This is a genomic window from Avibacterium endocarditidis, assembly GCF_965138825.1.
GTDB lineage: Bacteria > Pseudomonadota > Gammaproteobacteria > Enterobacterales > Pasteurellaceae > Avibacterium > Avibacterium endocarditidis.
In genome coordinates this window covers 52,943-66,761 of record NZ_CBCSDH010000006.1, presented here as the reverse complement: position 1 = coordinate 66,761, position 13,819 = coordinate 52,943, and the positions used below count along the sequence as shown (strand labels likewise).

Here is a 13,819-nt window from a genome sequence, read left to right as displayed (position 1 = left end):
TCGCAAGTGTATTTAATTAAGTGCGGTGCGATTTACGTTTATTTTTCTTAGCAGAAATTTCTGATTTTTTCACCGCACTTTTGTTTTTCGCTTTTTTCGTTGATTTAGTGGCGGATTTCCCTTTTTGTTTTTTCGCACTTTCAGCATAGCGGAAGCCTTTTTTCGCTTTATCCTTGGCGGTTTTGCCTTCGCGCCGTGGCTTGCGTTCAGTTCTGATGAGTGAGAAATCCACTTGGCGCTGTTCAAGGCTAACGGCTTCTACGCGCACTTCCACTTTATCGCCTAAACGATAAATCCGTCCGCTGTTTTCACCGATTAATTGCTGGCGGTTTACATCAAATTGGTAATAATCGTTATCCAAAGTTGAAATATGCACAAGCCCATCAATGAACAAATCATCTAAACGGACAAATAAGCCGAATCCTGTTACGGCGGAAATTACGCCCGTAAATTCTTCGCCTACGTGATCTTGCATATATTCACATTTGAGCCAGTCTGCCACTTCGCGAGTCGCGTCATCGGCGCGGCGTTCGGTCATTGAGCAATGTTCGCCTAGGTTATCCATTTCATCAAAGGAATAATGATAGCCGCCTGAATCTGTGGTTTTGCGTTTTGAACCTTGCAATTTAGCCAATAAGTATTTAATTCCACGATGTAATGTTAAATCGGGATAGCGGCGAATTGGTGAAGTGAAATGCGCATATTGCTCTAGTGCTAAGCCAAAATGCCCAATATTATCTGGGGAATAAATCGCTTGGCTGAGAGAGCGTAGCAACATGGTTTGGATAAGCTCGTGATCAGGGCGCTCTTTCACTTGTGCCAGTAATTTGGCGTAATCTTCGGTGGTTGGCTTTGCACCACCGCCTAGACTTAACCCTTGCTCTGCGAGATAAGCACGGAAAGCACTGAGTTTTTCTTCACTTGGCCCTGCGTGAATACGATATAACGCAGGTTCATTGTGGGTTTCCATAAAATTCGCCGCGGCAATGTTGGCTAAAATCATACATTCTTCAATGATTTTATGGGCATCATTGCGCACCACTGGCTCAATGCGTTCAATGCGGCCCATTTCATTAAACACAAATTTGCTTTCGATGGTTTCAAAATCAATCGCGCCACGTTGTTGGCGAGATTTTACCAAGGCTTGATAAAGATGGTGTAATTCTTGCAAATGGGGAACAAGGGATTCATAGCGCTGTTGCAATTCTTCATCACCTTCCAAAATGCGTGCCACTTTGGTGTAGGTTAAACGCGCGTGAGAATTCATCACGGCTTCGTAAAAGCGGTAATCGGTCATTTTGCCTTTTGGTGAAATACTGAGTTCACACACCATACATAAACGATCGACCTGTGGATTGAGCGAACACAAGCCGTTAGATAGCACTTCTGGCAACATTGGCACAACGCGATTTGGGAAATACACCGAGTTCCCGCGATTATAGGCTTCGTTATCTAGTGCCGTGCGCAGGCGAACATAGTAGCTCACATCGGCAATGGCAACCCAAAGTTTCCAGCCGCCTTTTTCTGTGCGCTGACAATACACCGCATCATCAAAATCTCGCGCATCTTCACCATCAATGGTGACTAAAGGAAGTTGGCGTAAATCCACCCGCCCTTTTTTTGCCGCTTCAGGCACTTCTTCGGTGAGTTTTTTGACTTGTTTTTGCACCGCACTTGGGAAAACGTGCGGAATATCGTGATTGCGAATGGCGATTTCGGTTTCCATTCCTTTTGCCATATTTTCGCCTAACACTTCAATAATCATTCCCACTGGGCGGGTAAACATTGCGGTGCGCGGTTTGAGTTCCACCACCACAACTTGCCCCATTCGTGCGCCATGGCGATATTCATTGGGGATCAAAATATCACGATTGATTCGGCTGTCATCAGGCACAACATAGCCAATCCCTTCTTCTAAAAAGAAACGGCCCACAATATGCTTTTTGCGTCCTTCAAGTAAACGCACGATGCGCACTTCTTGACGCCCTTTGCGATCAAAACCGCTTGGCTGCGCAAGAACATAATCGCCGTGCGTAACTTGCTTCATTTGTCCATTGGGAATGAATAAATCTTGCTTTGCACCGTCTACTTGTAAAAAGCCGTAGCCTTCTTTATGCCCAATCACCATTCCTTTGATTAAGTCTAATTTTTCTGGTAAGGCATAGCGTTTACGTTTGGTAAAAACAAGTTGCCCTTCATTTTCCATCGCGCGTAAACGACGGCGCATTGCTTCTTGGCGCTCTTCATCGTGAATTGCCAAAACGGCATATAATTCTTCTTTTGACATTGGCGCATTATGATCACGAATAATATTGAGAATAAACTCACGACTTGGCACAGGGTTGCTATATTTCTTTAATTCCTGCTGATAATTTGGATCGGAAAGTGCGGTGGTTTTTTTTGTTATTTTTTTAGCCATAATGATTTCCTTATAAGGCATAGATTGCTGTAAGTTTGACATTGCAGGAAGGGGAAAGCAAGGAAAGAATTGGGGATATTTTAGGCAAAGTGCTTTTTATCGTTTTTATTTGTAAATAGTAAGAATATAAAATATCGCCACAAACAAAAACCCAGCGCGCGCTGGGTTTTTTTATCTTATAAAAAGCTGTGATTATTCAGCAACTACGATAAGACGTAAGTTTGCGAATACTTCACCGTGAAGTTGGAAACGAACTTCGTGTTCACCAGTAGTACGGATTAAACCGTTTGGTAAACGAACTTCGCTTTTCGCTACTTCAACACCACGAGCTGTGATTGCATCAGCAATATCACGAGTACCGATAGAACCGAATAAACGGCCTTCATCACCCGCTTTACTTGCGATGGTTACAGACTCAAGGGCTTCAAGACGCTCTGCGCGATCCATTGCTGCCACAAGTGCTTTCGCTGCTTTTTCTTCTAATTCTGCACGACGTGCTTCAAAATATTCAATGTTAGCTTTAGTTGCCATAACTGCTTTCCCTTGTGGGATTAAGAAGTTACGTGCATAACCAGATTTAACATTAACTTGATCACCTACATTACCAAGGTGAACAACTTTATCTAAAAGAATTACTTGCATTACCGTATTCTCCTTAATTACTGATTATCAGTGTATGGAAGTAACGCTAAGAAACGCGCGCGTTTGATTGCACGAGCTAATTGACGTTGATACTTCGCACGAGTACCGGTAATACGGCTTGGAACAATTTTGCCGCTCTCTGAAATATAGTTCTTTAACGTTGCGATATCTTTGTAATCGATTTCTTGAACGTTTTCCGCTGTAAAGCGGCAGAACTTACGACGACGGAAATAACGTGCCATTTGGCTAGTCTCCTAATCTATAAATTCGATTTGCTCGGCGTGTAATACTAATTGACTTAAACCATTTGCAGATTTGTGCGAAGTGATAAACCCCACAATCAATAAATTACTGCCGACCGTAATGCTTTGAGTTTTTGCAATTAACTGATTGCCACTAACTTGAACTGCGATTTTACACCACGCTTGACGGGGTAATCCTGCCTCTTGTTGTTCAGAACGATGCTCTAAATAAAAACGGCAGTGTTCAATTCCGTTAGGGCTTTTGCTTCGTTTGGGAAAGTCGCTGACTTGACCAATTAATGAGAAGCGATTATCAATCTTTGAATTACTCTTCAGCATCCTCAAAATCGTTGTTTTCAACTTCAGCTAAAGGTTTACGCTCTTCGCGTGCTTTAACCATTGGGGACGCTTCTGTTACGGCGTGCTTAGTACGAATAATTGCGTTACGAAGAACTGCGTCGTTGTAACGGAAAGTTGTTTCTAGCTCGTCGATGACTTCTTGAGGCGCTTCTACATTCATTAGCACATAGTGTGCTTTGTGTAATTTGTTGATTGGGTAAGCTAATTGACGGCGACCCCAATCTTCTAAACGATGGATTTGACCGCCCGCTTCTTTAATAGAATTGGTATAGCGCTCAATCATCGCTGGTACTTGTTCGCTTTGGTCCGGATGAACCATAAACACGATTTCGTAGTGACGCATTACTGCTCCTTACGGGTTAATCAGCCTCCGACTGTAAGACCAGCTACCAATCTTGCGGAAGCAAGGAACGAAAATGATGATGTAGCTGTAAGGCGTGCGATTATACAGGATTAACGAAAAAGCACAAGGGGAAATTATGTTATTTTATAAGGAAATTTTGAGTTTCAAATTGCACACTTTTAATATATGTAAAAAGCATCAGTTTACTCAAAATTACTCAAAAAATTTCACAAAAAACAACCGCACTTTAATGGAACTCATTCAGTAAATTCAATGAGCATACAATTCAAAGATAGCTTGTAAAACTCAGGCTCTCGTCACCTCATCGCTAGCTTTGTAACCACTTGTATTTATAACCAAAGTGCGGTGCAATTTTTTGAATTTTTTAATAGTGAATAAAGCAAATAAATGAGTTACATCCACGCATTATTACGAATGATCCCCACCGCAATGCCTTCAATTTCAAATTGTTCTGTTTCAGCAAGATCAACCACAATCGGCTCAAATTCTTCGTTTTCAGCGTGAAGATAAACAATCGAGCCTTTGCGTTCAAGGCGTTTTACTGTAACTTCATCTTCAATTCTGGCGACAATCACTTGTCCATTTCTTACATCTTTAGTGCTATGTACAGCTAAAAGATCGCCATCTAAAATGCCAATGTCTTTCATTGATTGACCATACACTTTAAGTAAAAAATCCGCTTGAGGTTTAAACATATTGGCATCCACTTTATAAGTGCCTTCAATATGTTGTTCCGCTAAAATCGGTTCACCAGCGGCGACACGGCCAATAAGTGGCAAGCCATCAAATTCTTCTTCCTCATTCTCTTCTGCAAGTAATCGGATACCACGCGATGCCCCTGGGATAATTTCAATTACGCCTTTTCGTGCAAGGGCTTTAAGATGTTCTTCTGCCGCATTGGGTGAGCGAAATCCTAGCTCTCGAGAAATCTCCGCCCTTGTTGGTGGCATTCCAGTGCTTTCCAAATGGCGTTTCAATAGTTCATAAACTTCTTGTTGACGGGCGGTGAGGGCTTTCATCATTGTCATTATTATTCCCCTGTTTTTATATACATATTAACTGACATTATATACAGAAATGAAATTGTTGCAATCTTCTTTTTTTTTATTAACGGGATTTGTTTGATTTTTGTTAGATTTACGCGAAATTTTAGCGCTAAATCAACTTATATCCGCGTAAATTGAAAAAAAATGCCAAAGTTTTGTGGTAAAATGCCGCTACTTTTTATCTGAGTAAATAAAGTATGGAATTTATATGATAAGTGTGCTCAATTTATATCGAAAATTATTGGAATTACCACTTTCTATTTTAGTAAAAAATAATCCGATTCCTCATAATCCTATTGAAGAATTATCACTAAATATCCATCAACCAATGGTCTATGTATTGCCTTATACCTCGCAAACGGATCTGGTGATTTTTCGTAAAAACTGTTTAAGTGTTGGCTTGCCCGATCCATTTGAAAAAAATGAAATCAATGGTATTTCATTGCCTCGCTTTGTGTTTTTAGATGAAGGGAGACGATTTTTTAAATCTAAAGGGGCAAAGCAAGAAACTATTACTATTTTTAATAAATATCTCGAATTACACCGCACTTTAGCGGATCTTGATGTCCAGCTTATTCCTGTTTCGGTATTATGGGGACGTTCGCCTGGTCACGAAAATAAAGCAGGCTTGCCAAATTTACGTTTATTAAATGGAATTCAAAAATTTGCCGCAGCTATTTGGTTTGGCCGTGATACCTTTGTGCGTTTTTCGCAAGCAGTTTCTCTGCGTTATATGGTTAATGAACACGGTTCAGATAAAAAAATTGCTGCCAAATTAGCACGTGTTGCCAAAATCCATTTTTCCAGACAACGCATTTCTGCCACCGGCCCTCGCCTGCCTAACCGCCAAGCGATGTTTAACAAATTATTACAATCACCCGCTATTTTAAAAGCCATTGAGGATGACGCAAAAAGCAAGAAAATCCCTCTCGAAAAAGCGCAAAAAGAAGCCTATAAAATCTTAGATGAAATCGCTGCAAATGTGAGCTATGAGGGCTTGCGTGTAGCGGATCGTTTCTTACGTTGGTTATGGAATAAACTTTATCAAGGTATTGATGTGCAACACGCCGACCGAGTGCGCAAACTAGCCCTAGAGGGCCACGAAATTGTTTATGTGCCTTGCCATCGCAGTCATATCGACTACTTATTGCTTTCTTATGTGTTATATCATCAAGGCTTAGTTCCTCCCCATATCGCGGCAGGAATTAATCTGAACTTTTGGCCTGTTGGCGCAATGTTTCGTCGTGGCGGGGCGTTTTTCATCCGTCGTACCTTTAAAGGAAATCGCCTTTATTCCACCATTTTCCGCGAATATTTAGCAGAATTATTCCATCGAGGCTATTCAGTTGAATATTTCATTGAAGGTGGCCGCTCTCGTACCGGGCGTTTACTTGCGCCAAAAACAGGGATGATGTCAATGACCTTACAAGCCTTACAGCAACGCCAAACGCGCCCAATTTCTGTCGTGCCTGTCTATGTGGGCTATGAGCACGTTTTAGAAGTGGACACTTACGCTAAAGAATTGCGTGGAGCGGCAAAAGAGAAAGAAAATGCGGGGCTAGTGTTACGCGTAATTAAAAAATTGCGTAATTTAGGTAAAGGCTATGTGAACTTTGGAGAGCCGATTGTACTAAGCAGTTATTTGAACCAACATTTCCCAGAGTGGAAAGAACCGCATTCAGAAGATGAGCGTTCACAATGGTTTAATAAAGCGGTTGATTCCGTTTCAAACCAAGTTATGGTGAATATTAATAATGCCGCAGCGGTTAATGCGATGAATTTAACGGGGACGGCATTGTTGTCCTCTCGCCAGCGTGCCTTGACGCGTAAACAGTTATTAGAGCAGTTAGCAAGTTATCAGCAATTTTTGCAGAATGTGCCTTATTCTGATGATGTGATTGTGCCAAGCGAAACGCCAGAAGAAATGCTCGATCACGTTTTAAACCTTGATCGTGTGGGCGTTCTGGTTGAAAAAGATAATTTTGGCGAAATTATTCGCTTAGAGCGTAATTCTGCGGTGTTGATGACCTATTACCGCAACAATATTCAGCATTTATTCGCTTTGCCTTCTTTAGTGGCAAGCATTGTGTTGCATTATGGTGCAATCCAAAAAGATCTTGTGTTGGAGGCTGTTGAAAAAATTTATCCATTCTTGCGCGGTGAATTATTCTTACATTTTAGCGATGATGAATTAAAAGAGCGTGTCGAAAATATTATTCAAGAATTGCAACGACAAAATATTATTCAGTGCAATGAGAATTTGCTCGCAATTCATAAACCGCAAGTCAGAATGTTGCAACTTTGGTCATCGGGCGTGAGAGAAATTTTACAGCGTTATTACATCACTGTGAGCATTCTACAAAATGCTCCAACCATTTCCCGTGCGACATTGGAAAAAGAAAGTCAATCGGTGGCGCAACGTTTATCTGTGTTACACGGCATTAATGCGCCAGAGTTTTTTGATAAAGCGGTGTTTTCTGCGTTTGTGGGTAACCTAAAACAATATGGTTATTTTGATGAGAATAACCAAGTGAACGAAGCGTTACTTGACGAACTCAGCGAAATTCTTGCGCAAATGATTTCTACTGAAGTTCGACTCACGATTAAAAGTGCGGTGGAAAAAACAGAAGAAATTGATTAATGTTGTGATTTAATATTTCCAAATAAGTAAAAAACCTTAGCAAATAGCTAAGGTTTTTTTGTATTTTGAAATGTAGTATCTATTTTAGGTGGCAATCAGATTGCTAAGGTGATCAAGAAACGCAGAGAAAAGTTTTCACCGATGATTTATACTGAAATCAGGTTCACTATTAAAAAATTCAGTGGAACAAAGAGAGGTGGAAAAAGTGCGGTGAAAAAATGGAAGAAATTGAGCAATTTGTATCTCAATCATCTTAACAACACACAATAAGAAACCCTAGCTGTTTGCTAGGGCTCTTTCCATAAAGCTATGCAATTAAACTGAGCATTTCTTCCGCATTGGCTAAGGCGCTTTCGGTAACCTTGGTTGAACCAAGTAATTTTGCTAAAGCTTTTACACGCTGTTGCTGAGAAAGTGCGGTCATTTTTGTTTCAGTTTTTCCGTCAATGGTTTGTTTTTCTACAGAAAAATGCTGATGACCACAGCAGGCCACTTGTGGTAAATGGGTAACGCAGATAACTTGGCATTTTTGCCCTAACTTGCGTAATAATTTCCCTACTACGCTTGCAGTTGCGCCACTGATACCTACATCAATTTCGTCAAAAATAAGCGTTGGAATGGCGGATTTATCAGAGGTTAGCACCTGTAACACTAACGCGATACGAGAAAGCTCACCACCCGATGCTACTTTTGCCAAAGGTTGAGCAGATTGTCCAAGATTCGCTTGCAAAATAAATTGCACTTGATCCATTCCCTGAGCGGTCAGTTTATTTTCCGCTTGTTCCACGCAAATAGAAAATTCAGCATTTTCCATTGCCAGTTGTTTAATCCCTTTGGTAACTTGCGTTGAGAGCTTTTCCGCCCCTTTTTGACGGCTTGCACTCAAAGCTTGCGCATTTTCTAACAGCTGTGCATAAGCTTGTTTTTCCTGTTCAATGAGCGCATCTTCGCTATCCGCAAAATCTACCAGCTGATCGAGTTCCTGTCTTAAGGATCGATGTAACGCAACCAATTCTTCGGCTTTTACATTGTGCTTACGCGCAAGTTGAAGAGCTTGACTCATTCGGCTTTCTACTTCTTGTAAGCGATAAGGATCAGGTTCAATATTGCTAGATAGATGTTGGATCTCAGAGCTGGCTTCTTGCACTTGAATCAGCGCTTCTTGCAACATTGTGAGTGCATCGTTGTAGTGTGGATCAAGTGCGTGTAATTCTTCTAAATTTTGCACCGCACGATAGAGCAGACTATCCACGTTTAGCTCATCATTTTCACTTAATAAATTTAGCACGGATTGAGAAAGGGCGGTAAGCTCTTCACTGTTGGCAAGGCGGTTGTATTCTTCTTCTAATTCTGCAAATTCATTTTCTTGTAAATTAAACTCATCAAGTTCTTCTACCTGATATTGCAAAAGTTGTTTTTTCGCTTCATTTTCTGCGCATTTTTGTTGGAAGTTTGCCACTTGTTGTTGTAGATCTCTCCATTGGCGATAGTGCTTTTGCACTTTGGTAAGGAGATCATTATGAGCGCAATAGTGATCCAATAAAGTGAGTTGATAGTCATTTTTTAGTAAACGTTGTGAGGAATGTTGTCCGTTCACTTGGATTAAAAACTGGCCCAGCTCTTTAAGCTGGCTGGCAGAAACAGGAATACTATTAATAAAGCCTTTGGAGCGCCCATCTGCGCTTATCACACGGCGTAAAATACAGTTTTCTGGATTATCTTCATCTTGCAATTCTTGGGCTTTGAGCCATTTATCCGCAGGGCTGTTTGGCACAATGTGGAATGTGGCACAAATATCCGCACGGTTTTGCCCCTCACGCAGCATCGCACTTTCGGTACGTTGCCCTAAACACACGCCAAGAGCGTCAATGGCAATGGATTTTCCCGCACCCGTTTCACCCGTGATGACGGACATTCCCTGTGCTAATTCAATATCAAGATGATGAACAATGGCAAAATTATTAATCGTAAGTTGAGTAAGCATAATACACTCCCGTTTAACTGTATAGATATCAGTTTATAACTGTTTTTATATACAGTAAAGCGTTTTGTGTAAATTTTTTATGCAGAATTTCTCAACCAGCCTAATTTCGTGCTTAACACATTGTAATAATTATAATTTTTCAAGTGCAATAAACGCAGTTTATGTTTGCTTTTATAAATATGTACCACATCATCAGGGGTAAATGGCAGAGCAACTTGGCTGTCGCAACCCACTTCTAATTGCGGCGTGTTGTAATCGGCAAAGCGAATGGAAATCTTACTTTCGCCGTCAATAACCAACGGGCGAGAAGAAAGGGTGTGCGGAAACATTGGCACAAGGGCAATGGCGTTTAATTGTGGGGTAAGAATAGGGCCACCAGCAGAAAGGGAATAAGCCGTTGAACCTGTTGGGGTGGAAATAATCAGGCCGTCAGAGCGCTGTGAAAATGCCAGCTTATCATCAATATAAACGTGGAAATCGATCATATGGGCAATTTTGGCAGGGTGAATCACCGCTTCATTTACCGCATTGCTGGTGGCAATAATTTGCCCTTCGCGTTCAATCGCGGTTTCTAAAAGAAAGCGTTCTTCCACGAAAAATTCGCCACGATCTAAACAGGCTTCCAGCTGTGCATAAGCATTTTTCGGATCAATATCCGTGAGAAAACCTAAATTGCCACGGTTAATACCAATTAATGCAATATCATATTTCGCTAAGATTCTTGCTCGTCCAAGCATATTGCCATCACCACCGATAACAATCGCTAACTGAGCTAAGCGACCAATTTCATCTAACCCTGCAAGATGTTGTGCTGGTAAATCTAAACGCTCACCAACTCCCTTTTCCACTAGCACTTGATAGCCTTTTTCGGACAGCCATTGAAATAAATTTTTGTGCACTTGCAAATTCACATCATTGCGTGGACGCCCTACCAATCCAATGGTATGGAAAGAATTATGCAAGGTTTTGTTGTCGATTAAATGAGTTGTGGACATAATATTTATTTTTATGCGAAAAACAGACCGCACTTGAATTCAAGAAATTAGGGGCTATATTACACATAAACTGTGTCAGTGGCTAGCCAAGTTTAGCAACTGTCAATTTTTATGTTTTTTGTTACAATAACGCAAACTTTTGAACAGATGGAGAAAACAATGTCAGAACAAGAACAACAAGTAGAAAAAAACGAATTAGATCAAGAACAAATGGAAAGAGTGGAACAAGCAGAGAAGGCACAAGAAGCCGCTGAGCAGCAGGAAAACGCTGAAAATCTTGAAGGAGATGCTTTAGAAGAAGCCATTGCCCGCGTGCAAGAGCTTGAAGAACAGCTCGCTGAAACAGCAAAAAAAGAGCAAGACATTTTGTTACGCAGCCGTGCGGAAATGGATAATATCCGCCGCCGTGCTGAGCAAGATGTGGAAAAAGCGCATAAATTTGCCTTAGAAAAATTTGCTAAAGATCTGCTTGAAACCATTGATAACCTAGAGCGTGCGCTAGCAACCCCAGTTAGCACGGAAGACGAGAGCTTAAAAGGCGTGTTAGACGGTGTTGAATTAACCTTAAAAGGTTTATTGGCAACGGTTGCGCGTTTTGGCGTAGAAGCCGTGGGTGAAGTGGGCGAAACTTTCAACCCAGATTTACACCAAGCCATTTCAATGCAGCCGACAGAAGGCTTCGCAAGCAATCAAATCACCACGGTATTACAAAAAGGTTATTTGCTAAACGGCAGAGTGATTCGCCCTGCAATGGTGATGGTGGCGGCGTAATAAAAGGTCATCATAATAAACAAATAAAAATAGGCGAGTGTATCGCCTATTTTTTTTCGTCTAAATTTTCGTTGATATTTTTCTGCGCGAGTTTTTCTTGCTTTTTCTGTTCACGCCGTTTTTGAAAGAAAGTACTGAGTTTTTGGCTACATTCTTCTTGCAGTACGCCGCCTGTAATTTCAAGGCTGTGGTTCATTTTATAATCATCAAAAAAGTGAAAACGCGAACCCACCGCCCCTGTTTTTAGATCATAAGCCCCGAACACTAACCGTTTGATTCGGCTATGTAAAATCGCCCCTGCGCACATTGTGCAAGGTTCAAGGGTAACGTATAGCGTGGTGTTGAGTAGGCGGTAGTTTTGTTGCGCTTGCCCTGCTTGGCGCAATGCCACAATTTCGGCGTGCGCGGTGGGATCGTGCTGAATAATGGATAAATTCCAACCCTCTGCCACAATCTTTCCTGCATCATCAACTAGCACAGCGCCCACAGGAATTTCCCCTAAGGCTTCGGCTTTATCGGCAAGACTTAGGGCATAGCGCATCATTTTTTCATCAAAATCCGACCGCACTTTTGTTTTCCTTATGCACTGAAAAAGTATGAAAAATCAGCCATATATTGGCTGATTGGGAAAATAAAGTGCGGTGCTTTTTGGCGCAATTTTTTCATTTTGCTATTTTGATCCTACACCGAGAAAGGATATTTAATCGCAGGGTGAGATTCATAGCCAATCACTTTGAAATCGTCCATTGTTACCCAAGTTTCCAGATCTTCAAGGGTTTTGATGTCAGGATTAATTTCTAACTTCGGTAGTGGCAATGGTTCACGCTTGAGTTGAACATTTTGCATAAGCTCAAGCTGATCTTCATAAATATGTGCATTGACGATTTTATGATACGCCATTCCTGCTTTTTTCCCTGTAATCTGCGCCATTAATGCTAAGAAAGTAAATACTTGAATTTGATTAAAATTCAACCCAAGTGGCACATCGCAAGAACGCTGATAGCTGGTTAAATAGAGCGTATCACCAAGCAAAGAAAAGGTGTGTGTGTGCATACAAGGACGCAAACAGCCGAGTTCAATTTCGCCCGGATTATAAAACGTGATAATTTCGCCACGATCGTCTAGCCCTTTGGTTAAATCATTCACTACCTTACGCAATTGGTCGAGGGTTTCGCCGTTAGGTTTACGCCAAGCGCGCCCTTGTACGCCGTAAACACGCCCCATATCGTCTGTGCCTTTGCGGTGTGGATTATTCAACCAAGCCTGATTTTCATTGGCGTTGGCGTCCCACGTTTTTGTGCCAAGCTGGCGGAAATCTGCGGCGTTGTCGTAGCCACGAATGTAGCCTAAAAATTCCGCAATGGCCGCTTTCCAATAGCTTTTTCGCGTGGTGATTAGCGGAAATTCATTGTCCGCCACATTGTAGGTAAGATCGGCGTTAATCAGGGTTAAACAGCGTTTTCCTGTTCGCTCATTTTCCACCCAAGTGCCGTTATCAATGATGTTTTGACATAAATCTAAATATTGACGCATTGTAAATTTCCCTTATTTTTTCACCGCACTTTTGTAAGCCATCAGCATAATTAGCGCACCGAGTAAAATCATTGGCAATGAGAGAATTTGCCCCATTGAAATGTGCTGTTGGAAGAATAAGCCGAGTTGCGCATCAGGCTCACGGAAATATTCAATAATAAAGCGGAATGTGCCGTAGACGACTAAAAATAATCCTGCCACAGAACCTGCTGGACGTGGGTTTTTGATAAACAGATTAAGGATAATAAATAACACCAAGCCCTCTAACACCGCTTCGTAAAGTTGCGAAGGGTGGCGCGGTAAATAACCGCCAGAAGGGAATAATACCGCCCAAGGCACGTCTGTTACACGCCCCCAAAGCTCATCATTAATAAAGTTACCAATACGCCCCATTCCTAAGCCAAAAGGAATAAGTGGCGCAACAAAATCTGCCGTCGCCCAAAAGCCGCGGTGTTGTAATTTTGCGGTGATAAACATTGCCAAAATCACGCCAATTAAGCCGCCGTGGAAAGACATTCCCCCTTCCCACACGCGGAATAAATACATTGGATCTTGCAAGAAATAATCGAACTGGTAGAACATCACATAACCGATGCGTCCACCAAGAAATACACCAAGAAAACCGTTAAATAATAGGCTATCCACTTGTTCCGTTGTCCAGCCGCTATTTGGGCGGTTAGCACGGCGAACCGCAAGCCAGCGCGCAAACACAAAGCCGATTAAATACATTAATCCATACCAACGCAAGGCAACAGGGCCAAGTTGGAAAATCACAGGATCAAATTGGGGAAAAGTTAAAAATTGTGAAGTCATATAGTTCCT

The 13,819-nt window shown here is 41.6% G+C and carries 13 protein-coding genes; 2 read left to right on the top strand and 11 right to left on the bottom strand.

What is annotated here, in order from left to right:
- Positions 1-16 precede the first annotated feature (16 nt).
- The 6 genes from rnr to lexA all read right to left on the bottom strand — a co-directional run bounded on the left by rnr (position 17) and on the right by lexA (position 5,055).
- Positions 17-2,419, bottom strand: coding sequence for a ribonuclease R (gene rnr, locus ACNAV8_RS04870; RefSeq protein WP_415777305.1), 2,403 nt, complete (start codon positions 2,417-2,419; stop codon positions 17-19).
- Positions 2,420-2,611: 192 nt separating this feature from the next.
- Positions 2,612-3,061 carry a 50S ribosomal protein L9 gene (rplI, locus tag ACNAV8_RS04865; protein ID WP_103854029.1) on the bottom strand — a complete coding sequence of 150 codons (450 nt, stop codon included), beginning with the start codon at positions 3,059-3,061 and terminating at the stop codon, positions 2,612-2,614.
- Between the two features lie 17 nt (positions 3,062-3,078).
- Entirely contained in the window at positions 3,079-3,303 is a 225-nt protein-coding gene (gene rpsR, locus ACNAV8_RS04860; RefSeq protein ID WP_035687245.1) for a 30S ribosomal protein S18, read from the bottom strand.
- Positions 3,304-3,315: 12 nt separating this feature from the next.
- The gene (gene priB, locus ACNAV8_RS04855; protein ID WP_103854030.1) at positions 3,316-3,642 is read right to left on the bottom strand and encodes a primosomal replication protein N; all 327 of its coding nucleotides are present in this window, start codon (positions 3,640-3,642) and stop codon (positions 3,316-3,318) included.
- Positions 3,629-4,006 carry a 30S ribosomal protein S6 gene (gene rpsF / locus ACNAV8_RS04850; protein ID WP_103854031.1) on the bottom strand — a complete coding sequence of 126 codons (378 nt, stop codon included), beginning with the start codon at positions 4,004-4,006 and terminating at the stop codon, positions 3,629-3,631. Before rpsF ends, priB begins: the two co-directional genes overlap by 14 nt.
- A gap of 413 nt (positions 4,007-4,419) precedes the next feature.
- Positions 4,420-5,055: a transcriptional repressor LexA gene (lexA, locus tag ACNAV8_RS04845; protein WP_103854609.1), complete on the bottom strand. Its 636-nt coding sequence runs from the start codon at positions 5,053-5,055 to the stop codon at positions 4,420-4,422.
- 226 nt (positions 5,056-5,281) lie between these two features.
- On the opposite strand from lexA, the gene plsB reads away from it, so the two are divergent.
- Entirely contained in the window at positions 5,282-7,714 is a 2,433-nt protein-coding gene (gene plsB, locus ACNAV8_RS04840; RefSeq protein ID WP_103854608.1) for a glycerol-3-phosphate 1-O-acyltransferase PlsB, read from the top strand.
- 307 nt (positions 7,715-8,021) lie between these two features.
- Here plsB and recN read toward each other — a convergent pair whose 3' ends face one another.
- Entirely contained in the window at positions 8,022-9,698 is a 1,677-nt protein-coding gene (gene recN / locus ACNAV8_RS04835) for a DNA repair protein RecN (RefSeq protein WP_415777304.1), read from the bottom strand.
- Positions 9,699-9,775: 77 nt separating this feature from the next.
- Positions 9,776-10,693 (bottom strand): NAD(+) kinase, encoded by a 918-nt coding sequence (locus ACNAV8_RS04830; RefSeq protein WP_103854607.1) that lies wholly within the window; start codon positions 10,691-10,693, stop codon positions 9,776-9,778.
- A 159-nt stretch (positions 10,694-10,852) separates the two neighbouring features.
- Here ACNAV8_RS04830 and grpE point away from each other — a divergent pair, with 159 nt between their 5' ends.
- Entirely contained in the window at positions 10,853-11,464 is a 612-nt protein-coding gene (gene grpE, locus ACNAV8_RS04825; protein ID WP_103854606.1) for a nucleotide exchange factor GrpE, read from the top strand.
- Between the two features lie 46 nt (positions 11,465-11,510).
- On the opposite strand, the gene tadA is transcribed toward grpE, so the two are convergent.
- The 3 genes from tadA to lgt form a co-directional block, all read right to left on the bottom strand.
- Positions 11,511-12,047 carry a tRNA adenosine(34) deaminase TadA gene (tadA, locus tag ACNAV8_RS04820; RefSeq protein ID WP_415777340.1) on the bottom strand — a complete coding sequence of 179 codons (537 nt, stop codon included), beginning with the start codon at positions 12,045-12,047 and terminating at the stop codon, positions 11,511-11,513.
- A gap of 98 nt (positions 12,048-12,145) precedes the next feature.
- Complete coding sequence (locus ACNAV8_RS04815) at positions 12,146-12,997, bottom strand: thymidylate synthase (protein WP_330933312.1); 852 nt, start codon at positions 12,995-12,997, stop codon at positions 12,146-12,148.
- 12 nt (positions 12,998-13,009) lie between these two features.
- Positions 13,010-13,810, bottom strand: coding sequence for a prolipoprotein diacylglyceryl transferase (gene lgt / locus ACNAV8_RS04810; protein ID WP_415777303.1), 801 nt, complete (start codon positions 13,808-13,810; stop codon positions 13,010-13,012).
- Between the last annotated feature and the right edge of the window lie 9 nt (positions 13,811-13,819).